The organism is Thermocatellispora tengchongensis, assembly GCF_014202315.1.
GTDB classification, from domain to species: domain Bacteria; phylum Actinomycetota; class Actinomycetes; order Streptosporangiales; family Streptosporangiaceae; genus Thermocatellispora; species Thermocatellispora tengchongensis.
The window spans coordinates 72,447-92,450 of record NZ_JACHGN010000008.1 but is presented as its reverse complement, the minus strand read 5'-3'; the positions used below and the strand labels follow the sequence as shown (position 1 = coordinate 92,450).

The following is a 20,004-nucleotide window of genomic DNA, read 5'->3' as shown; positions in this document are numbered from 1 at the left end:
TGATGCCCAGGTGAGCGCGCTGGCCGCGCTCGCGCGGCTGCGGGCGGTGCGCGAGGGGCGGGCGCAGCGGCTGACCACGGTACGGCACTGCCACGTGTCCGACCGGCCGATGGTGTTCGTGCCGTTCCAGCTCGCGGGCGAGGCGGCGGCGCCCCTGGCGGCGATGGTGGGCACCGACCCGGGCTCGCCCCGGCTGCTGGTGGTGCCGCAGCCGCGCGACCGCGACCTGCGCTTCGCCTTCGCCGCCGAGCTGGCCGAGGTGGTGCTGCCGTACGTCGAGGGGTTCGGCAAGGTGACCGAGACGGTCGAGCGGCGCAACGCCGACCCCTACGAGCGCTGCCTGGACGCGCCGCAGCTCGTGCTGCCGAACCGGCAGGGGGTGGCGTTCACGGGGCTGCTCGGCCGCTCGACCCGGTTCCGGCGGCCCGACGGGCCGTTCCCGGTGCACCCGTCGGTGCCGGTGCTGGGCCGATGGCTGACGTTCTTCGCCGAGCGGGCCTCGTACCCGGGCTCGTCGCTGACGCTGGCCGCGACCGACGCGCTGGCGATGCACTGGGCCAGCGGGCAGAGCGACCTGGAGGACGCCAACCTGGCCGCGCTGATGGGCTGGATCGACCCGCCGCCGGGCCGCACCGGGCTCCAGGCGGCGGAGGAGGCGGAGGACCCGCTGCTGTGGCCGCCGGCGGGTCCGGCCACCGACCCGGGGTTCGACAACGAGGTGCTGGCCCCGGCCATCGAGGCGTACGCCGAGGCGCCGACCGCCGCCGCGGTGGAGCGGATCAGGCAGGCCGTGCGCTCCCAGGCCGAGCCCGCCTGGCGGCTGACCTGGCGGGCGCTGGAGCTGCTGCGGGCGCTTCCCGCGGGCGGCAGCGTGGCGCAGCGCTGGGACTACGACCGCGGCGCGTTCACCGACTTCCTGACCCGTACCGCCGAGGGCGCGCCGCCGCAGGCCAGGCGCGACGGCGCGGTGTCGGCGGCGGCGCGGCTGGCCCGGATGGAACGGGCCAGGGCGTCCTTCGACGCGCAGCGGGCCTACGACGACCCGCTGGTGATGGCGGAGTACCGGCTGACCGGCGAGGCGTTCGCGGGGAACGTGGTCGCCACCGAGCCGGAGCACACCGAGGGCGAGGGGCGCTCGCGCAAGCTGCGCCCGCTGGTCACGGTGGCCACCGCCGACCCGGTGCGCCTGGCGCCGGGCACGACGCTGGGCACCCCCGACCGCCGCGGCCAGGAGGCCGAGGTGGTGGAGGTGGAGGGCGGCACGGTCACCATCAAGATCACCAAGGGGATGGGTCGGGGGAAGACCCCGGCGCCGGGCGCGGTGCCGGAGGTCGGCGAGCGGGTCTGCTACACCTCCGTCACCGACGACTTCCAGGCGGCGGCGGCACTCCCGGAGCCGGAGATGACCCCGTGGACCCACGGCGGTCCGCCGCCGGAGTACGTGCCGACCGACGAGGACGCGGGCGAGGAGTGGTCATGACGGCGCAGGCGGCACCGGAGCCGGTGCGGTCGCCGCAGGCGGAGGCCGCGGCGGTGGTCGAGGCGGTGCTGGCCGACCTGCCCCGCCACCGCGGGGTGGTGGTCGACTCCCCGCCGGGCGCGGGCAAGTCCACGCTGGTGGTGCGGGCGGCCGGGCACATCGCCGCGACCGGCGAGCCGCTGATGATCGTCGCCCAGACCAACGAGCAGGTGGACGACCTGGTGGAGCGGCTGGCGGCGGAGCACCCGGCGCTGACGATCGGCCGGCTGTCGGCGACCGGCTACCGGGCGCCCGAGCGGGTGTTCGCCCATCCGAACGTCAGGGTGGCGGGCAAGGTGGCCGACCTGGGCGACCCGGCGGTCGTGATCGCGACCGCCGACAAGTGGGCCTGGGCGGGCGACCGCACCTGGCCGTGGGCGATCGTGGACGAGGCGTACCAGATGCGCTCGGACAAGCTGCTGCGCATCGCGGGCTGCTTCGAGCGGGCGCTGTTCGTGGGCGATCCGGGGCAGCTCGACCCGTTCTCTGTGGTGGACGGCGAGCGGTGGGCCGGGCTGTCCTGGGACCCGCTGCAGAGCGCGGTGTCGGTGCTGCTGCGGCACAACCCCCACCTGCCGGTGCACCGGCTGCCGGTGTCGTGGCGGCTGCCCGCCTCGGCGGCGCCGGTGGTGTCGGAGGCGTTCTACCCCTTCACCGGGTTCCGGTCGGGCACCGATCACGGCGACCGGTCGCTGCACCTCACCGCGGGCGGCATGCGCACCTCGTACGATCTGGCGCTGGAGGAGGCGGCGGCCACGGGCTGGGCGCTGTACGAGCTGCCCGAGCGCCACACCGTGCGCACCGACGCGGAGGCCGTGGAGGCGGTCGCGGTGCTCGCCACCCGGCTGCTCCAGCGGGCCCCGGTGGCGGTGTCCGAGCGCGGCGAGCACCCGGTGGGGCCGTCCAGGATCGCGATCGGCGCCGCCCACCGCGACCAGGTGGCGGCGATCCGCGCGGCCGGGCTGCCCCCGGAGGTCACCGTGGACACCGCCAACCGGCTCCAGGGCCGCGAGTACGACGTGACGATCGTGCTGCACCCGCTGTCGGGGCGCAGGGACGCCACCGCGTTCCACCTGGAGTCGGGACGGCTGTGCGTGCTCGCCTCGCGGCACCGGCACGCGTGCGTGGTGGTCGCGCGGGCGGGGATCGCCGAGCTGCTGGACGCGCACCCCTCGGCCGAGCCGGTGCAGCTCGGCGTGCCGGTGAAGTTTCCCGACGGGTGGGAGGCGAACCAGGCGGTGCTCACCCATCTCGCCCGGCACCGCGTCACACCGTGACGGTCTTCCGCCAGACGTCGATCACCAGCACCGGGCGCATGCCCGCCGACAGGTACAGGTCCAGGGCGGGGGTGGTGTTGCCCGCGTCCACGTGCAGGTACGTGCCGGCCCGGCCGCGGCCGGCGTCGGCGGCGAAGGCGCGGCCGAGCAACAGCCGGCCCAGGCCCCTGCTGCGGAAGCGCGGCCGCACGGCCAGGATGCGCACGTAGCCGCAGTTCCCGTCGGGCACGAAGTGGTCGGTGCCCAGCAGCATCGCGGCCGGCTCTCCGTGCACCCTGGCCAGCAGGAGCTGGTCCCAGTCGTGCGCGCTGGAGGAGACCAGCTCCTCGCGCCAGGCGTCGTACGCCGTGGGCACGAACCCGAAATGCCCGGCGAACGCCTCCTGGTGCACCCGATGGGCCTGTTCGCGCACCTCCTCGGTGTGCCCCTGGTGGACGGTCACACCGGGCAGGTACGCGGGCCGGGGCGGCGGGCCGGAGTGGTCGATCCGCATCCGGTGGAAGCTCGTCGCCGGCGCCAGCCCGTACGCCGCCGCCAGCCCGGCCTTGGCGGAGTCCTGCCGGTAGATCCCGGCGTCCACGCGCACCCGGGGATGGCCGGCCTCGGCGCCCAGCCCGGCGGCCCGGCCGAGCACGGCCTCCCACAGCCACTCGGCGACCTTGGACGTGCCGGGCCGGGCGACCACCTCGACGTCCACGATGTCGCCGCCGCCGCGGCACACGGCCCGGCCCCATCCGGCGAGGGCGCCGGCGGCGTCGTGGACCAGCCACCCGTCACGGCCGGGGTCGAACCCGGGCTCGGCCAGCTCGTCGGCGATGTCGGCGAGCGTGCAGTCGGCCGCGCCGATCACCTGCGTGTCGTACTGCGCGACCAGCTCGTGGATCGCCTCGGCGTCCCCCGCCACGGGCCGCCGCGTCGTGTGCCCCGGCAGGGGGCGCGTCGTGTCCATGCTCCTCAGTGTCGCGCGCGTGCCTTGGCCGCGGTTTGGAGCGCACTTGCGTCCCCCTTGGGGTCAGGCGCCGCCGCCTTCGGCCTCCCGCTGGAGGCCGAGCAGTTCCACGGCCCGCTCGCGCATCTCGACCTTGCGGATCTTGCCGGTGACGGTCATCGGGAAGGAGCCGGTCACGTGGACGTACCTGGGGATCTTGTAGTGGGCCAGGCGGCCGGCGCAGAACGCGCGCACGGCCTCGGCGGTCAGCGGCTCGGCGCCCTCGCGCATCACCACCCAGGCCATCAGCTCCTCGCCGTACTTGGCGTCGGGGACCCCGATGACCTGGACGTCCTGGATGTCGGGGTGGGTGTGGAGGAACTCCTCGATCTCGCGCGGGTAGATGTTCTCGCCGCCCCGGATGACCATGTCCTTGATCCGGCCCACGATGGCGACGTAGCCGGACTCGTCCATGGTGGCCAGGTCGCCGGTGTGCATCCAGCGGGCGGCGTCGATGGCGCCGGCGGTGGCGTCGGGCTGGTCCCAGTAGCCGAGCATGACCGAGTAGCCGCGGGTGCACAGCTCGCCGGGCTCGCCGCGCGGCACGGTCAGGCCGGTCTCGGGGTGGACGATCTTCACCTCGACGTGCGGCATGACCCGCCCGACGGTCTCGGTGCGCCGGGCGAGGTCGTCCTCGCGCCTGGTCATGGTGGAGACCGGCGAGGTCTCGGTCATGCCGTAGCAGATGGCCACCTCGGCCATGTTCATCTCGCCGGCCACCCGCTTCATCACCTCGACCGGGCACGGCGAGCCGGCCATGATGCCGGTGCGCAGGCTGGACAGGTCGTACTCGGCGAAGCCGGGCAGGCCCAGCTCGGCGATGAACATGGTCGGCACGCCGTACAGGGAGGTGCAGCGCTCCTGCTGCACGGCCCGCAGCGCGGCCTCCGGATCGAAGCCGGGCGAGGGCAGCACGACGCACGCCCCGTGCGAGGTGGCGCCGAGGTTGCCCATCACCATGCCGAAGCAGTGGTAGAGCGGCACCGGCAGGCACACCCGGTCGTGCTCGGTGTAGCCGATCAGCTCGCCCACGAAGTAGCCGTTGTTGAGGATGTTGTGGTGCGACAGCGTGGCGCCCTTGGGGAAGCCGGTCGTGCCCGAGGTGTACTGGATGTTGATCGGGTCGTCGCAGCCCAGCGCGACCATGCGCTCGCGCAGCGCGGCCGGATCGACGCCGGCGCCGCCGCGCAGCAGCTCCTCCCAGCTCGGCTCGCCGATGTAGACGGTCTCGGCGAAGCCGATCTCCTCGATCATGGCGCGGTAGTCGCTGGTCTTGTGCGCGACGGCGCTGATCAGCAGGCGCAGCCCCGACTGCCGCACGACGTACGCCAGCTCGTGGGCGCGGTAGGCGGGGTTGACGTTGACCAGGATCGCGCCGATCTTGGCGGTGGCGTACTGGACCATGACCCACTCGGCGCAGTTCGGCGCCCAGATGCCCACCCGGTCGCCCTTGGCGATGCCCCGGGCGAGCAGCCCGAGCGCCACCCGGTTCACCTCGGCGTCGAACGCGGCGTAGGTCCAGCGGCGGCCGGTGGCCACCTCGACCAGCGCCTCGCGGTCGCCGAAACGGGTGACGGCGCGTTCGAGGTTCTCCCCGATCGTGTCGCCCAGCAGCGGGACGTCGGAGACTCCGGAGGCGTAGGACAGCGGAACGGCACTCATGGCGTCAGCATCGGGGGGGCGGGGCGCGCACGCTACCCCCGTTCGGGGGTGGCGTGCCATGCTGACATGAGGGGAGGGTCGGGTGTGAGCACTCGTACGCACCAGTTGCGGGCGCCCGCGGAGCGCCTGGCCGTGCGGGCCGCCCTGAGCAGGCTGCGCCGCGTCACCGGGGTGCCGGTCGCCTTCGGCGGCGGCGCCGGGCCGCGCGAGATGCGGCTGAGCGAGTTCAGCGGCACCGTCACCGACGCGCTGACCGGGCTGCGCATCGTCTCCGGCACCGGCCTGGGCGGCAAGGTGCTGGCCACCGGCCGGGCCGACGCCGTGGCCGACTACGTGGCGGCGCGCGGCATCACCCACGAGTACGACCGCCCGGTGGCCGCCGAGGGCCTGCGCGCGATCCTGGCCGTGCCGGTCGTGGTGTGCGGCGAGGTGGGCGCGGTCCTGTACGGCGGGCTGCGGGCGCCGCTCACGGTGGGCGCGAAGGTGCTCGACGCGGCGCTGACCGTGGCCAACGGGCTCGGGGTGGAGCTGTCGGCGCGCCTTGAGGTCGAGCGCCGCCTGGCCGAGGCCGAGGCCGCCGCCGCGGCCCGCGCCGCGGGGCAGCGTCCGGAGGCCCGTGCCTGGGAGGACGTCCGCGCCGCGCACGCCGAGCTGCGCTCGATCGCCTGCGGCGTCGCCGACCCCGCGCTGCGCGCCCGGCTGCAGGAGGTGTGCGACCGCCTCGCCGGCTCCTCCCCCGCGCCCGGCCCCGCGGCGCGCCTGTCGCCGCGCGAGCTGGACGTCCTGGCGCAGGTCGCCATGGGCTGCACCAACGCCGAGACCGCCCGCCGCCTCGGCCTGCTGCACGAGACCGTCAAGTCCTACCTGCGCAGCGCGATGCGCAAGCTCGGCACCCACACCCGCACCGAGACCGTGGCCGCGGCGCGCCGCACCGGCCTGCTGCCCTGAGGCGCCACCTGCGCTACCTGTGCCCCGGATCGGCTCAGTGTGGGCCGGCGCTACTCGCGCTCCACCCGCATCGCGGCCTCCTCGGCGGTGTAGCCGCCGCCGTCGGGGCCGACCTCCTGGGCGATCTCGTCGGCCTCGGTGTCGGGGTGGGCGCCCTCGGCGGGGTTCACCAGGCGGCCGGCGCGGCGGGGCTCGTCCCAGACGGTGCCGGACGGCTCCTCGGGCTGGGCCTCCCAGTCCTCGTCCACGTCCGGGCCCGGCTCGAAGTCGGTGTCCAGGTCGGAGCCGACGCCGAGCCCGCTGTCCTCGGTCAGGCCGCCCTCGGGGTTGGCCGCGGTGGCGCCCGCGGCCTGCTCCCGGGTCAGCTCGCCGGTCTCGGTGTCCACCGGCTCGGTTCCGTACGCGGTCTCGCCGCCGGTCCCGTACGCGTCCTCGGGCGCGCGCTCGTCGTAGGCGGGCTGCTCGTCGGGGATCTCCCGGCTGAGCCGGCCGTCCAGGGACTCCCCGGCGATCTCCTCCTCCTGCGTGGTGCCGTAGTCGTCGAGGGCGGCGGGGCTGTCGCCGGGCAGCGACGCCTCCTGCGGGTCCACGGCCCACTGCTGCTGCGGCGTGCCGTTCTGGAGGTCGGGGATGCCCTCGTCCTCGAAGCGCGAGTGCGGATCGCGCGGCGGCACCTGCTCGGTCATGTGCTTCCTCCCCCGGGTCGCGGACGTCGTGCTCAACCGTCCGCTGCCCAGGGGCGTTCGGGGCTAACGGCCCGCGGGGCCGCCGGCGCCGGACCCGGCGGGGTCAGGAGCCCCAGACCTCCTCGGCGACCTCGACGATCAGGCGCAGCTTGGCGAACTGCTCCTCGGCGGTCAGCGCGTTGCCCTCCACCGTCGAGGAGAAGCCGCACTGCGGCGACAGGCAGAGCTGGTCCAGGGGGACGAACTTGGCCGCCTCGTCGATCCGCCGCTTCAGGTCGTCCTTCGACTCCAGCGCGCCGCGCTTGGTGGTGACCAGCCCGAGCACGACCGCCTTGCCCGGCGGGACGTAGCGCAGCGGCTCGAACCCGCCCGAGCGCTCGTCGTCGTACTCCAGGAAGAAGCCGTCCACGGCCAGCTCGCCGAACAGGGCCTCGGCGACGAAGTCGTAGCCGCCCGAGGCGGCCCAGGAGGAGCGGAAGTTGCCCCGGCACATGTGCGTGGTGACCGACATCCCCGCCGGGCGGCCGGCGAGCGCGGCGTTGATCTGCTGGATGTAGCGCAGGTGCAGGTGCTCGGCGTCGTCGCCGCGGGCCTCGATCTCGGCGCGCTGCGCGGGGTCGTTGAGGTAGGCCAGGCTGGTGTCGTCGAACTGCAGGTACGTGCAGCCCAGCTCGCCCAGGCGGCGCACCTCCTCGGCGTACACCCGGCTCAGGTCGCTCCAGAACTCCTCGATGTCCGGGTACACCCCGGGGTCGATGGACGCCGGCCCGCCCCGGTAGTGGACCATGTTCGGCGAGGGGATGGTGAGCTTGGGCGTGGCCGTGGTCACCTGCTCGCGCAGGAACGCGAAGTGGTCGCCGAAGATAGTCTCATCCAGCCGCAGCCGCTCGCCGATCCGCAGGCCGGGCGGCGCGAACTCCAGGGTCTCGCTCTCGTTCTCGAACCGGACCTTGATCCGCTCCTTCGACTGCGACACGCCGCCGATCCGGTAGATGAAGTCCATGTGCCAGGAGTCGCGGCGGAACTCCCCGTCTGTGGCCGAGCGCAGCCCGGCCTCCTCCTGGGCGCGCACGACCTCGCGGATCGCGGCGTCCTCGGCCTCCTTCAGCGCGTCGGCGCCGATCCGTCCGGCGGCGAAGTCGTCGCGGGCGCGCAGCAGCGCGGGCGGGCGCAGCAGGCTGCCGACGTGGTCGGCGCGGAAGGGAGGCGTGGTGCGCATCCTGATCATCTCCCGGCGGTTCGATCGAGTGAGAACACGTTCCCGTTGGATGCAACACCATCCCCCGCGCGCCGACAACCGTCGGAATCTCAGGACGCGGGCCAGGCGCGCGCTTCGGCCTCCTCCCAGCGGCCGGAGGCGGGCTCCGGCTCGTACACGGCGATGGGCTCGGCCCGGCGCACCAGCTCGCGCAGCTCGGCCAGGCCGCCGACCTCGCCCCGGGCGCGGGCCTGCACCAGCGCGTTGCCCAGGGCCGCCGCCTCGACGGGCCCGGCCAGCACCGGCAGCTCGCAGGCGCTCGCGGTGAGCCGGCACAGCAGCTCGTTGCGCGCCCCGCCGCCCACGACGTGGATGACCTCCACCTCGTGCCCGCTCAGCCGCGCCGCGTCGCGCACCGCGCGCCGGTAGGCCAGCGCCAGGCTCTCCAGCACGCAGCGCACGACCTCGGCCCGGCTCTGCGGGGGGCGCTGGCCGGTGCGGGCGCAGAAGGCGGCGATGCGGGCGGGCATGTCGCCGGGCGGCAGGAAGGACGGGTCGTCGGGGTCGATGACCGCGCCGAACGCCGGCGCCCGCTCGGCCGCGGCCAGCAGCTCGCCCAGGTCGGGGCCGCCCCACACCCGCAGGCACTCCTGGAGTATCCACAGCCCCATCACGTTGCGCAGGTAGCGGGTGGTGCCGTCCACGCCGCCCTCGTTGGTGAAGTTGGCCAGCCGGCCCGCCTCGGTGAGCACGGGCGCGGGCAGCTCCACGCCGACCAGCGACCAGGTGCCGGAGGAGATGTAGGCGAACCGCTCGTTCGCCGCGGGGACCGCGACCACGGCGGAGGCGGTGTCGTGCGAGGCGACCGAGGTGACCGGGATCGGGCCGAGCTCCAGGTCGGCGCGGAGCGTGCCGGCCGGGCTGCCCGGCGGGCGCAGCTCGGGGAAGATCCGGCGCGGGATGCCCACGCGGTCCATCAGCTCCCAGGCCCAGGCGCGGGCGCGCACGTCGTACAGGCCGGTGGTGGAGGCGTTGGTGGCCTCGGCCCCGATCGAGCCGGTCAGCCAGTACGTGAGCAGGTCGGGGATCATCAGCAGCGTGTGGGCGGCGTCGAGCCGGTCGCCCTCGGCGAGAAGCTGGTAGATCGTGTTGAACGGCAGGAACTGCATCCCGCTGGTCTCGTAGAGCGTGGCGGCGCCCAGCTCGGCGATGGTGCGCTCCATGATCCCCGCCGTGCGCTCGTCCCGGTAGTGCACCGGGTTGCCGAGGAGCCGGCCCGCGCCGTCGAGCAGGCCGTAGTCCACCGCCCAGGAGTCGATCCCGGCCGAGACGATGTCCGGGCCGGCCTTGCGCAGGCCGTCGAGAACGCCCTGGTAGAGGGCCAGGATGTCCCAGTGCAGGGTGCCGCCGGCGCGAACCGGCCGGTTCGCGAACCGGTGCGCCTCGTCGAGGCGCAGCTTGTCGCCCGCCAGCTCCACGGTCATGACCCGTCCGTTGGAGGCCCCGAGATCGACGGCCGCGTAGATGCTCATGCCCAGATTAAAACGAATCAATGGCACAAACGCCAGTCCCGTACCGCTGTTCGGACACCCAAGCCCGCCCTGTCATTAAAACGTTCTACTACGGTTGCCCCGCCCCGCGGCGGGAAGCAACGCACACATGACTGAGAACACCGAGATCACCCGCCTCAAGGCCCTCATCGACGGGCTCTACACGGGCCAGGAGCGGGTCAACCGGGGTGAGATCTACGAGCGCATGGTCGCCGCGGAGCTGCCCTCCGACCTGCTGCAGTTCTTCGACCGGCTGCCCGAGGGCGACTACGAGCAGGAGGAGTTGGTCGAGACCGTGAACCAGATGATCGACGAGGCCGGAGAGCGCGGGCATCTAGGGCAGATTCCGGAGGTTTGAGGGGTTTGTACCCCTAGCTTTGGGCAGGGGTAACGACATGCAGACGAGGATCGCGCTAAGACTGCCGAGGGACGCCTCCAGCGTCCCCTTCATCCGGCGTCTCCTCGACGCGGCCCTCGGCGCGCTGGGCGTCGCCCCGCATATCCGCGACGACATCCGGATCATCCTCTCCGAGGCGTGCTCCAACGTCGTGCTCCATGCGGTGCACAGCCACGAGTACACGGTGCGGGCCGCGGTCGACGAGGAGCAGTGCCTGATCAGGATCATCGACGAGGGCGGCGGTTTCGATCCGGAGGAGATCGACATCGCGCCGGGCACCGCCGAGCACGGCAGGGGCCTGGCCATCATGCGCGCACTGGCCGACGACGTACGGGTGACGACGGCCGAGCACGGCGCCGAGGTCAGCGTCGCGAAGACCTTGCGGTTCTGCGACGACGCACCGGCGTGCGCGCTGCGCTCGCGCCCCGGCCACCACCTCGGGCACGACGGCGACCTGGGTGCTCCGTCCCCTCATGACCCCCATCATGGCCCTGAGTCCCGCGCGGCTCACGATCCGAGCCCTGTCGATCCGATCCCTGTCCCGCGCCAGGTGGCGCGGCGCTGACCTCGGCCCCACCGGGCTCGCCACGCCCGCCACGCTCGCCGGGGCGGTCTGCTCGCGAGGCGCTCATCTCGGGGGCCGTCTCGGGACCGGACGCCGGGACGCGCACCTCTGCCCCGTCTCGTGCCCCGTCTCGCCCGGCGGAGGCGGCCACGGGCGCGGCCGTGCCCTCAGCGGCCGTCGCGGCGGAGCCGTTGCGGGCCGCGGGCGCATCGGCGGCGGAGCGCGGGGTGACGGCGGGCGAGATCGGCTCGGCGAAGGCGGGCCGGGCGGCGGCGGGGCCGTGGATCATCCGGCGGACACCGCGGCGGACCCGGCGGCGGAGCGGCACGAGCAGGACGAACTCGCGCAGGGCGAGCCTGCGGGCGTACGCGCGTTCGGCGGGGGCGCTGGGGCGTTCCCGGTGGCCGGTGCGGCTCGCCAGCGCCGCCATGCCGGCCAGCACCAGGACCGCGATGAGCAGCACCGCCACGCTCGACAGCGCGACGACCACCACGAGCGTCGCCGCGACCTGCACCAAATCCAACCACATTGTCGGACCTTCCCTCGCCTGCCTCGCGATCTCCTGCCCGCTTCTTCCGGTCTCAACCGTAATCAACACTTATCACCGATGCGTTGTCAGAAAGCGTGACGATCGGGACAGTTCGCTGAACCGGAGCGCGTCGTGGACGGCGGCGCCGTTCTGGTCGTTGTTGAAGTAGACGTAGACGTCCTCCCAGCCGCCTCCCTCGTGGATTCGGCGCAGCCACGACCGCAGCGCGGTGTCGCCGTAACCCGGCCAGGCCCGGGCCCGGCCCTCGTGCAGGCGCAGGTAGCCCCACTCGGCGGTACGCCACAGCGGGGTGAGCGGGCGGCTCTCGCGGTCGGCCCAGCACAGCGCGGCCCCGCGGGCGGTCAGCACCTCGCGCACCTCCTGCGCCCACCAGGACGGGTGCCGCGGCTCGACGGCGACGCGGACCCCGGGCGGGAAGCGGGCGAGGCAGGCGTCCAGCTTCTCCGGGTCGGCGTGCAGGGTGGGCGGCAACTGCAGCAGGATCGGCCCCAGCCGGTCGCCGAGCCCGCCCGCCGCGTCCATGAGGCGGGCGACCGGCTCGGCCGGGTCCTTCAGGCGCTTGATGTGGGTGAGGTACCTGCTGGCCTTGACGGCCATGACGAACCCCGCCGGGGTGCGCTCGCGCCAGCTCTCGAAGGTCTCCCGCGACGGCAGGCGGTAGAAGGCGTTGTTGTTCTCGACCGTGCCGAAGACCTCGGTGTAGTGCTCCAGCCAGAGCCGCTGGGGCAGGCCGCCGGGATACAGCCGGCCGCGCCAGTGGGCGTACTGCCAGCCAGAGGTCCCGACATGCACCCGCACGGCCTCCCCCTACCCGTCAGACGGGCGGGCAGACCGCGCGGGAGGGGTCAGGCGCGGCTGCGACCGCGCGTGAAACGGGTGACCGCGCCGACGACGAGCACGACGAGCCCGATGATCAGGGCCCACTTCAGCAGCGTGCCGAGCAGGCCGAGGATCCAGCTCAGCAGGAAGAAGCCGACCACGACGGCCGCGATGATCATAAGAATGCGTCCCATGGCCTCACGGTACGCAGCCGGTGGCCGCGGCGGGCGGGCCGGAGCCGGAACTCAGGGACAACTCAGGGTCGCCCTCAGGGTCGGCGTCAGGCCCTCCCCCGGCTCCGCACGCGCCCGGCCTACATGCTGTCCAGCCGGCGCAGTATCACGCCCTCGCGCAGCGCCCACGGGCACACGTGCAGCTCGTCCACCTCGAAGATGTCCATCACCGCGTCGGCCACGATCGCGCCCGCGGCGAGCTGCGGCGCGCGCCCCTCGGAGACTCCGGGCAGTTCGGCCCGCTCGGCCGCGGTGGACTTGGCCAGCCGGTCGGCCAGCTCGGTGGCGGCGGCGTGGGTGAGCGTACGCGGGACGTACGGGCCCTCGCTGGACGGCGCGGCCCCCGCGATCCGCGCGAGCTGCTTGAAGGTCTTGGACGTGGCCACCGCCCGGTCGGGCTGGCCGTAGCGGATCACGTCGCCGACCGTGCGGGCGATCTCGGTGCGCACGTGCCGGCGCAGCGCCCGCACCTCCTCCGGGCTCGGCGGGTCGGCGCTGAACCAGTCGCGGGTCAGCCGCCCGGCGCCCAGCGGGAGCGACACGGCGGAGTCGGGCATCTCGTCGATGCCGGTGCCGATCTCCAGGGAGCCGCCGCCGATGTCGAAGGCGAGCAGCCGCCCGGCCGACCAGCCGAACCAGCGGCGTACGGCGAGGAAGGTGAGCCGCGCCTCCTCCTCGCCGGCGAGCACCTGGACCTCGACCCCGGTAGTCTCCTTGATCTGGTCCAGCACCTCCTCGCCGTTGGCGGCGTCGCGCACCGCCGAGGTCGCGAAGGCCATCACCTCCTCGACGCCCTTGTCCTCGGCGAGCTGGAGCGACTCCTGCACGAACTCCATCAGCCGGTCCGCGCCCTGCCGGGACAGGCGCTCGCCGTCTTCGAGATGCTCCGCCAGACGGAGCTCCACTCTGTGCGAGAAGGCGGGCAGCGGCCGGGCGCCACGGTGCGCGTCCACCACGAGAAGGCGCACGGTGTTCGAACCGACATCAAGTACTCCGAGTCGCATGATCTGACGCTACTACCCGCATTGCCCGGCTCATGCGCGCCGCGTCTGCCACGGGCCGCCCAAGCACCTTTGACCTGCGGTTACGCTCAGGGCATGGGCAGCACGTGGCGCGGGGCCGGCGGGATCGAGGTCGAGGCGATCGTGCTCGGGGCCCGCGAGGTGCTGCGCGTGTGCCGCTGGTACGGCGAGCGCAGGTACCTCGTCGCCTACTGCCGCGACGTGGAGGAGCTGGCCCGCCACGTGGACCTCGCCACGCTCGTCGAGGTCATCCCGTTCCGCCGCCCCCACGCCCGAGGCCAGTCCCGGCGCTCCGGCACCCCCGCCCCCGCCGCCGACTGAGCGCCGAGCAAGACGCGCCCGGCGCTCCGGCACCGTGGGTGAGTGAGACGCGCCCAACGCTCCCGCCGCCGAATGAGAGCCTCGCGAAACCCGCACGGCGCTCCGCCACCATGGGTGAGTAAGACCCGCCCGGCGCTCCCGCCGGCGACTGAGAGCCGAGCGAAACCCGCCCGGCGCCCGGTCACCCCGACAGGGCGGCGTCCACGACGGCGCGGGCGGCCTCCTGCACCTCGGCGAGGTGGCCCGGGCCCCGGAACGACTCGGCGTAGATCTTGTACACGTCCTCGGTCCCGGACGGGCGGGCCGCGAACCACGCCTCTGCCGTGCACACCTTGATGCCGCCCAGCGCGGCGCCGTTGCCGGGCGCGGTGGTCAGCACCGCGGTCACCGGGTCGCCGGCCAGGGTCTCGGCGGTCACGTCGTCGGCCGACAGCTTCGCCAGCGCCGCCTTCTGCTCGCGGCTGGCCGGGGCGTCCACCCGGGCGTACGCCGGGTCGCCGAAGCGGGCGACCAGTCCCGCGTACGTCTGGCTGGGCGTCTCGCCGAGCACGGCGGTCATCTCCGCGGCGAGCAGCGCCAGGATGATGCCGTCCTTGTCGGTGGTCCACACCGAGCCGTCACGGCGCAGGAACGACGCGCCCGCGCTCTCCTCGCCGCCGAAACCGAGCGTGCCGTCCAGCAGCCCGCCGACGAACCACTTGAACCCGACCGGCACCTCGACCAGCTCGCGGCCCAGGTCGGCGGCCACGCGGTCGATCATGCTGCTGCTGACCAGGGTCTTGCCCACGGCCGCGGCGGCGGGCCAGCCGGGGCGGTGGGCGTACAGATAGGAGATCGCGGCGGCGAGGAAGTGGTTGGGGTTCATCAGCCCGCCGTCGGGCGTGACGATGCCGTGGCGGTCGGAGTCGGCGTCGTTGCCGGTGGAGACCTGGTACGCCGTGCGGTTCTCGATCAGCGACGCCATCGCGTACGGGGAGCTGCAGTCCATCCGGATCTTGCCGTCCCAGTCGAGGGTCATGAACCGCCAGGTGGGATCGACGTCCGGGTTGATCACGGTCAGGTCGAGCCGGTGCCGCTCGGCGATCTCGCCCCAGTAGTCCACGCTCGCGCCGCCGAGCGGGTCGGCGCCGATGCGCACGCCGGCCGCCCGGATCGCGTCGAGGTCGAGCACCGAGGGCAGGTCGTCCACGTACGCGCCGAGGAAGTCGTAGCGGCCGGTGGTGTCGGCGGCGACGGCGCGCTCGTACGGGATGCGGCGCACCTCCTTCAGCCCGCCCGCGATCAGCGCGTTGGCGCGGTCCTGGATCCAGGAGGTGGCGTCTGTCTCGGCCGGGCCGCCGCTGGGCGGGTTGTACTTGAACCCGCCGTCGGCGGGCGGGTTGTGCGAGGGCGTGATCACCACGCCGTCGGCGAGCCCGGAGGCGCGTTCGCGGTTGTGGGTGAGGATCGCGTGCGAGACCGCCGGGGTCGGGGTGTAGCCGTCGCGGGAGTCGAGCAGCACCCGCACGCCGTTGGCGGCGAACACCTCGATCGCCGACACCCTGGCCGGCTCCGACAGCGCGTGCGGGTCGGCGCCCACGAACAGCGGCCCGTCCACGCCCTTCATTGCGCGGTACTCGCAGATGGCCTGGCTGGTGGCCAGGATGTGGTCCTCGTTGAACGCGGCGGCCAGGGAGGAGCCCCGGTGCCCCGACGTGCCGAACGCCACCCGCTGCTCGGGCCGCTCGGGGTCGGGATGCAGCGCGTAGTACGCCGTGACAAGACGGGCCACGTCCACCAGATCGGACGCCCGTGCGGGCGTTCCGGCTCGCTCGTGCACCATCAGCTCAGCACTCCTCGATCCCTAGTCGCCCTCGACGCCCCATCCGTACCCCCGGCGATGCGATTCACCCGGCACGCGGCTCACCCGGCAACGCGATTCACCCGGCAACGCGATTCACCCGGCAACGCGGCCTTGCCCCCGCATCAGCAACAGCGCGTAGGCCGCCAGCGAGCACCCGTCGGTGATCTCGCCCTCGTGGACCATCCGCTCGAATTCGGCGCGCGGCACCCACTGCTGCACCATGTCCTGCTCGGTGTGCTCGCGGCGGGGCTCGCCCGGGGCCAGCTCTGTGGCCAGGAAGACGTGGAAGCGCTGTGCGAGGGTGCCGTGCGCGTTGTCCAGCCGCCCGAGCGGCTCGATGCGCCCCGCGCCGAGCCCGGTCTCCTCGGCCAACTCGGTGCGCGCCATGGCCACCGGATCGGTCACGTCCGCCACCGTCCCCTGCGGGAAGCTCCACGTGCGCCGCCCCACCGGATAGCGGAACTCCTGCACCAGGTGGAAGCCGTCGTCCTCCATCGGGATCACCAGCGCGAAGTCGGGTTTGTCCACCACACCGTAGATGCCGCGAGACCCGTCGGGGCGCTCGATCTCGTCCTCGCGCACGCTCATCCACGCGTTCGCGTACACGACCTCGGAGCCGAGCCGCCGAATGACCCCGCCGGACCCGGTCACCGCGCCTTCACCCATCACCGCGCCTTCACCCGTCACCGCGCCGTGCCCCGTCACCGCACCGGACCCCGTCACCGCGCCATCCCGCGTCACCGCGCCCTGCCGCATGACCGCATCGTTCGGCATCGCCGCGCCCTGCCGCCGGATCTGATCCCCCCCGCGTCGCCGCTCACGACCGCCGATCCTATCGGGCGTCGCCCCGCCCGGCGCGGCCCTGCCGGGGATCGGCGCCGGGCTCGCGGTCGCGCAAGGCGGCCCACGGGTCGTAGTCGACCTCCAGGGGCTCCTGGGGCGGGCGCTCGGCCTCGGGGACGTGGCTCAGGTTGACGCGGATGCGGGTCCAGGTCGAGCTGCTGCCGCGCATCGAGTCGACCAGCACGTCGGCCGGGCGCAGGCGGGCGGCGACGCCCGGGTGGCGGGCCTTCCACCGCTCCAGCCCGGCCATCGCCTCGTCCTTGTGCCTGGCACGGGCGATCTCGATGACCGGGATCGTGCCCTTCTCCACGGTGGGCGCGGGCGGCAGCGACTCGGCGAACTCCAGCAGCGCGGCCAGCGAGCCCACCGACTCGCCGATGCCCGCCCAGGGGTCGCCGATCTCGCGGAACCGGCCGGGCACGGTGTCGATCGTGAACTCCCCGGGGTCGCACTCGCGCACCTCGCGCCAGGACAGCGGGGTGGAGACCCGGGCGTCGGGCGTGGGCCGCACGGAGTAGGCCGAGGCCACGGTGTGGTCGCGGGCGTTCTGGTTGTAGTCCACGAACACCCCCGAGCGCTCCTCCTTCCACCACCTGCTGGTGGCGACGCCGGGCGCGCGCCGCTCGACCTCGCGCGCGACCGCCTCGGCGGCCAGGCGCACCTGGGCGAAGGTCCATTCAGGCCGGATGCGGGCGTACACATGGAACCCGCGCGACCCGGACGTCTTCGGCCAGCCCGTCAGCCCGAACCCGTCGAGCACCTCGCGGACCACCAGCGCCACCTCGACGACCTGCGCCCACTCCACGCCCGGCACCGGGTCCAGGTCGATCCGCAGTTCGTCGGGGTGGTCGAGGTCGCCCGCGAGCACGGGGTGCGGGTTCAGATCGACGCACCCGAGGTTGACCACCCACGCCAGCGCCGCCTCATCGCGCACCACCACCTCGTCGGCGGTGCGCCCGGACGGATAGCTCAGCGTCGCGACCTCCACCCACGGCGGACGCTTCTCGGGCGCCCGCTTCTGGAAGAACGCCTGCTCCTCCACCCCACGCACGAACCGCTTGAGGATCATCGGCCGCCCGGCCACCCCCCGCAGCGCCCCCTCGGCCACCGCCAGGTAGTAACGCACCAGGTCGAGCTTGGTGTGCCCGGTGCGCGGGAACATCACCTTCTCGGGGCTGGTCACCCGCACGTCCCGCCCCGCGACCTCGATGACCTGCGCCTCAGCCATACCCCACACCCTACGCGCCGCCCCCGACATTCCCCGGACGAGACGACGAACAGCCGCCGGGACGGGTGTCCATGTGCGTGACGACGACCGGGTGGACCGGGCGGCTTCAGATGGTCGCGTCTTCGCCCTGCTCTAGGGTGAGGACCTGGTACGTCTCGGCGGAGGCGGCGTCGAGGAAGCGGGACAGTTCGCCGGGTTGGGTGCGGTAGAAGCCGTCGATGTGGAAGCCGTCGTAGTGGATCGGGACCGCGACCTTCGCGCCCAGCAGGCGGGCGGCCACGGCGGCCTGCTCGGCGTCGAGCGAGGCCGGGTAAGGGCTCGGCGGTCGGCAGTGCGGGAAGCATATGGTGGGGCCGTTGATGGGCGTCAGGACGGCGTCGAAGGGGCCGTAGCGGTGGGCGGCGCGCCACCAGTAGCCGTGGAACATGCTGTCGCCCAGGTGGATCACGCGCTTGCCGCCGGCCTCGACCGCCCATGACACCTGCGGGTCTCCGAGCGCGTCCACGGCGGGGACGGCCGCGATCGAGAACGGCCCGATCGTGGTGGTCTGCCAGGGCGCCATCGGCCGCCGGGGCAGGTTCCACCTGGTGAGCTCGGCGTCGGCCTGGAGCGTCCACAGGTTCTCGTGGTCGTCGCCGCCGTATGACTCGGGATGGAGCACCATTCCGCCGGGGCGCAGCGCCTGGGCGAGGGCGCCCGCGTCGGTGTGGTCGCGGTGCAGGTGGGTGCAGAGCCCGGCGAGCACGTCGCCCTCGGTACGCGGACGGGTGACCTTCGGCAGCGGTGCGGTGAGGGAGGTTCCCTCCAGGACGCCCTCGGGCCGGCCGAGCAGATCGATGACCAGGCTCTCGCCCTGCGCTTCGAGTTCCACCCCGGCCCACCCCAGCCATCGGATGCGCATCGGCTCACCCTCTCTTTAGCGTACGACCGTTCGCTAAACTTAGCATACGCACGTTCGCTAAACTCGGGAAGCATGAGGAGATCGGCCGAGGAGGCCCGGCGAACCCGCGAGCGCATCGTCAGCACCGCCGTGAGCCACGCCTCCGGCGAAGGGCTGTCCGGGCTGACCATCGGGGCCCTGGCCGAAACACTCGGCATGAGCAAGGCCGGGGTGATCGGCCCCTTCGGCTCCCGGGCCGGCCTCCAGGCCGCCGTCCTGGCCGAGGCGGTGGACATGTTCACGAACGCGGTGGTGGCGCCGACACTCGCCGCGGACCCGGGCCTGGCCCGCCTGCACGCGGTGATCGACGCGTGGTGCGCCTACCTCGCCGACAGCCCGTTCCCGAACGGCTGTTTCGTCACGGCCGCGTCCTGCGAGCTGGACGGGCGGCCGGGCGAGCTGCGGACCCGTCTTCGCGACACCGTGACCCGCTGGCACGGCTTCCTGCGCGAGCAGATCGTGACCGCGCAGGCCGCGGGCGACATCGGCGCGGAGCTCGACGCCGGCGACCTGGTCTCGCTGCTGTCGGGGATCGCCATGTCCGCCAATCAGGAGATCCAGTTGCTGGGCGACGAGACGGCGGCGGCACGCGCCCGGCGTCTCATGCGCGCCGCCCTCGGCCCCTCCCGCCCCGGCCGGGGGCAGGGGTGAGGGAGGCGCCGGGCCGCTAGGCGGGGGAGGTTCCGGCGGCGGCGTCCGGGGCCCAGCGGCCGGTGAACATCTCCTCGCCGGGCGGGCTTCCGGGCAGTGCGGGGCGCCCGGGGCGGAGCCCGTCGAGCACGATCGCGATCAGGCGCCGGCGGGCCTCGAAGGCGGCGGGGAGCAGGTCGTCGCGGGCCTGCTTGCGCAGTTGGTCGACCAGCGGGGAGCGACCCATCTGTTCGATCAGGAGTGAGATGTCCACGGCCGTCACGTCGGGCCGGAGGACTCCGGCCTCGTGCGCCCGCCGCACCAGGTCGCGCAGCAGCTCGTCGCCGCGGCGGGACTTGGCGCTCATCTCCTCGGTCACCTCGATGGTCCCCGCGATCGGGGCGAGCGATCCCTGCCCGAACTCCACGCAGCTCCGGACGAACCCGGCGAGCCCGGCCCAGGGGTCGGGGTCGGCCAGCCCCTCCTCCGCGGCCCGGTTCCAGTGGTCCAGCGACAGGACGCTGAGCCGCTGGAACAGCTCCTCCTTGGTGCGGTAGCGGCGGTAGAGGCTGCCGATGCCGACACCGGCGCGGGCGGCGATGGCGGCGACCGAGGCGTGGGCGCCGTCTTCGGCCAGCACGTCGCGGGCGGCCTGGAGCAGCGCGCGGTCGTTGCGTTCGGCGAGGTCCTTGCGTGGCGTCATCGCCTGCGACTCTACCAAGTTGCGGAGCGATTCGCTCCGCAATAGTGTGCTCATACCGGAGCGAATCGCTCCGCGAAAATGG

The 20,004-nt window shown here is 73.7% G+C and carries 20 protein-coding genes; 7 read left to right on the top strand and 13 right to left on the bottom strand.

What is annotated here, in order from left to right; all coding sequences use genetic code 11:
* The first annotated feature begins 10 nt into the window (after nucleotides 1–10).
* Together HNP84_RS19775 and HNP84_RS19770 are read left to right on the top strand one after the other, a co-directional pair.
* Nucleotides 11–1,480: a hypothetical protein gene (locus tag HNP84_RS19775; protein WP_185051244.1), complete on the top strand. Its 1,470-nt coding sequence runs from the start codon at nucleotides 11–13 to the stop codon at nucleotides 1,478–1,480.
* Nucleotides 1,477–2,796, top strand: a complete 1,320-nt coding sequence (locus HNP84_RS19770; protein ID WP_185051243.1) for an AAA family ATPase — start codon at nucleotides 1,477–1,479, stop codon at nucleotides 2,794–2,796. The genes HNP84_RS19775 and HNP84_RS19770 overlap by 4 nt, the downstream gene beginning before the upstream one ends.
* Here the strand turns inward: HNP84_RS19770 and HNP84_RS19765 are convergent.
* Together HNP84_RS19765 and HNP84_RS19760 are read right to left on the bottom strand one after the other, a co-directional pair.
* Nucleotides 2,786–3,745: a GNAT family N-acetyltransferase gene (locus tag HNP84_RS19765; RefSeq protein WP_185051242.1), complete on the bottom strand. Its 960-nt coding sequence runs from the start codon at nucleotides 3,743–3,745 to the stop codon at nucleotides 2,786–2,788. The two genes, HNP84_RS19770 and HNP84_RS19765, sit on opposite strands and share 11 nt — an antisense overlap.
* Nucleotides 3,746–3,808: 63 nt before the next feature.
* Nucleotides 3,809–5,446 (bottom strand): AMP-binding protein, encoded by a 1,638-nt coding sequence (locus HNP84_RS19760; protein ID WP_185051241.1) that lies wholly within the window; start codon nucleotides 5,444–5,446, stop codon nucleotides 3,809–3,811.
* Between the two features lie 84 nt (nucleotides 5,447–5,530).
* Here HNP84_RS19760 and HNP84_RS19755 point away from each other — a divergent pair, with 84 nt between their 5' ends.
* Complete coding sequence (locus HNP84_RS19755; RefSeq protein ID WP_312925254.1) at nucleotides 5,531–6,394, top strand: helix-turn-helix transcriptional regulator; 864 nt, start codon at nucleotides 5,531–5,533, stop codon at nucleotides 6,392–6,394.
* Between the two features lie 50 nt (nucleotides 6,395–6,444).
* Here the strand turns inward: HNP84_RS19755 and HNP84_RS19750 are convergent, their stop codons facing one another.
* The 3 genes from HNP84_RS19750 to HNP84_RS19740 all read right to left on the bottom strand — a co-directional run bounded on the left by HNP84_RS19750 (nucleotide 6,445) and on the right by HNP84_RS19740 (nucleotide 9,810).
* A complete protein-coding gene (locus HNP84_RS19750) occupies nucleotides 6,445–7,080 on the bottom strand; it encodes a DUF5709 domain-containing protein (RefSeq protein WP_185051239.1) in 636 nt (211 codons plus the stop codon).
* 103 nt (nucleotides 7,081–7,183) lie between these two features.
* A complete protein-coding gene (locus HNP84_RS19745) occupies nucleotides 7,184–8,299 on the bottom strand; it encodes a 5-methyltetrahydropteroyltriglutamate--homocysteine S-methyltransferase (RefSeq protein WP_185051238.1) in 1,116 nt (371 codons plus the stop codon).
* Between the two features lie 89 nt (nucleotides 8,300–8,388).
* On the bottom strand, nucleotides 8,389–9,810 hold the full coding sequence (locus tag HNP84_RS19740) for a rhamnulokinase (protein WP_185051237.1): 1,422 nt from the start codon (nucleotides 9,808–9,810) through the stop codon (nucleotides 8,389–8,391).
* 127 nt (nucleotides 9,811–9,937) lie between these two features.
* Between HNP84_RS19740 and HNP84_RS19735 the strand changes: the two genes are divergently transcribed.
* A complete protein-coding gene (locus HNP84_RS19735) occupies nucleotides 9,938–10,186 on the top strand; it encodes a hypothetical protein (protein WP_185051562.1) in 249 nt (82 codons plus the stop codon).
* Between the two features lie 37 nt (nucleotides 10,187–10,223).
* A complete protein-coding gene (locus tag HNP84_RS19730) occupies nucleotides 10,224–10,790 on the top strand; it encodes an ATP-binding protein (RefSeq protein ID WP_185051236.1) in 567 nt (188 codons plus the stop codon).
* A 601-nt stretch (nucleotides 10,791–11,391) separates the two neighbouring features.
* On the opposite strand, the gene HNP84_RS19725 is transcribed toward HNP84_RS19730, so the two are convergent.
* The 3 genes from HNP84_RS19725 to HNP84_RS19715 form a co-directional block, all read right to left on the bottom strand.
* The gene (locus HNP84_RS19725) at nucleotides 11,392–12,138 is read right to left on the bottom strand and encodes a DUF72 domain-containing protein (protein ID WP_185051235.1); all 747 of its coding nucleotides are present in this window, start codon (nucleotides 12,136–12,138) and stop codon (nucleotides 11,392–11,394) included.
* Between the two features lie 47 nt (nucleotides 12,139–12,185).
* On the bottom strand, nucleotides 12,186–12,353 hold the full coding sequence (locus HNP84_RS19720) for a hypothetical protein (RefSeq protein WP_185051234.1): 168 nt from the start codon (nucleotides 12,351–12,353) through the stop codon (nucleotides 12,186–12,188).
* 119 nt (nucleotides 12,354–12,472) lie between these two features.
* On the bottom strand, nucleotides 12,473–13,396 hold the full coding sequence (locus HNP84_RS19715; RefSeq protein WP_185051233.1) for a Ppx/GppA family phosphatase: 924 nt from the start codon (nucleotides 13,394–13,396) through the stop codon (nucleotides 12,473–12,475).
* Between the two features lie 93 nt (nucleotides 13,397–13,489).
* On the opposite strand from HNP84_RS19715, the gene HNP84_RS19710 reads away from it, so the two are divergent.
* On the top strand, nucleotides 13,490–13,735 hold the full coding sequence (locus HNP84_RS19710; RefSeq protein WP_185051232.1) for a hypothetical protein: 246 nt from the start codon (nucleotides 13,490–13,492) through the stop codon (nucleotides 13,733–13,735).
* 181 nt (nucleotides 13,736–13,916) lie between these two features.
* On the opposite strand, the gene pgm is transcribed toward HNP84_RS19710, so the two are convergent.
* The 4 genes from pgm to HNP84_RS19690 form a co-directional block, all read right to left on the bottom strand.
* Nucleotides 13,917–15,557, bottom strand: coding sequence for a phosphoglucomutase (alpha-D-glucose-1,6-bisphosphate-dependent) (gene pgm, locus HNP84_RS19705; protein WP_185051231.1), 1,641 nt, complete (start codon nucleotides 15,555–15,557; stop codon nucleotides 13,917–13,919).
* A 114-nt stretch (nucleotides 15,558–15,671) separates the two neighbouring features.
* Nucleotides 15,672–16,352 (bottom strand): NUDIX domain-containing protein, encoded by a 681-nt coding sequence (locus HNP84_RS19700; RefSeq protein ID WP_246518396.1) that lies wholly within the window; start codon nucleotides 16,350–16,352, stop codon nucleotides 15,672–15,674.
* Between the two features lie 58 nt (nucleotides 16,353–16,410).
* Nucleotides 16,411–17,649 (bottom strand): DNA polymerase domain-containing protein, encoded by a 1,239-nt coding sequence (locus tag HNP84_RS19695; protein WP_185051230.1) that lies wholly within the window; start codon nucleotides 17,647–17,649, stop codon nucleotides 16,411–16,413.
* A 106-nt stretch (nucleotides 17,650–17,755) separates the two neighbouring features.
* Nucleotides 17,756–18,550, bottom strand: coding sequence for an MBL fold metallo-hydrolase (locus tag HNP84_RS19690; RefSeq protein WP_185051229.1), 795 nt, complete (start codon nucleotides 18,548–18,550; stop codon nucleotides 17,756–17,758).
* 72 nt (nucleotides 18,551–18,622) lie between these two features.
* Between HNP84_RS19690 and HNP84_RS19685 the strand changes: the two genes are divergently transcribed.
* Nucleotides 18,623–19,240, top strand: a complete 618-nt coding sequence (locus HNP84_RS19685; protein WP_185051228.1) for a TetR/AcrR family transcriptional regulator — start codon at nucleotides 18,623–18,625, stop codon at nucleotides 19,238–19,240.
* 16 nt (nucleotides 19,241–19,256) lie between these two features.
* On the opposite strand, the gene HNP84_RS19680 is transcribed toward HNP84_RS19685, so the two are convergent.
* Nucleotides 19,257–19,922 carry a TetR/AcrR family transcriptional regulator gene (locus tag HNP84_RS19680; RefSeq protein ID WP_185051227.1) on the bottom strand — a complete coding sequence of 222 codons (666 nt, stop codon included), beginning with the start codon at nucleotides 19,920–19,922 and terminating at the stop codon, nucleotides 19,257–19,259.
* Between the last annotated feature and the right edge of the window lie 82 nt (nucleotides 19,923–20,004).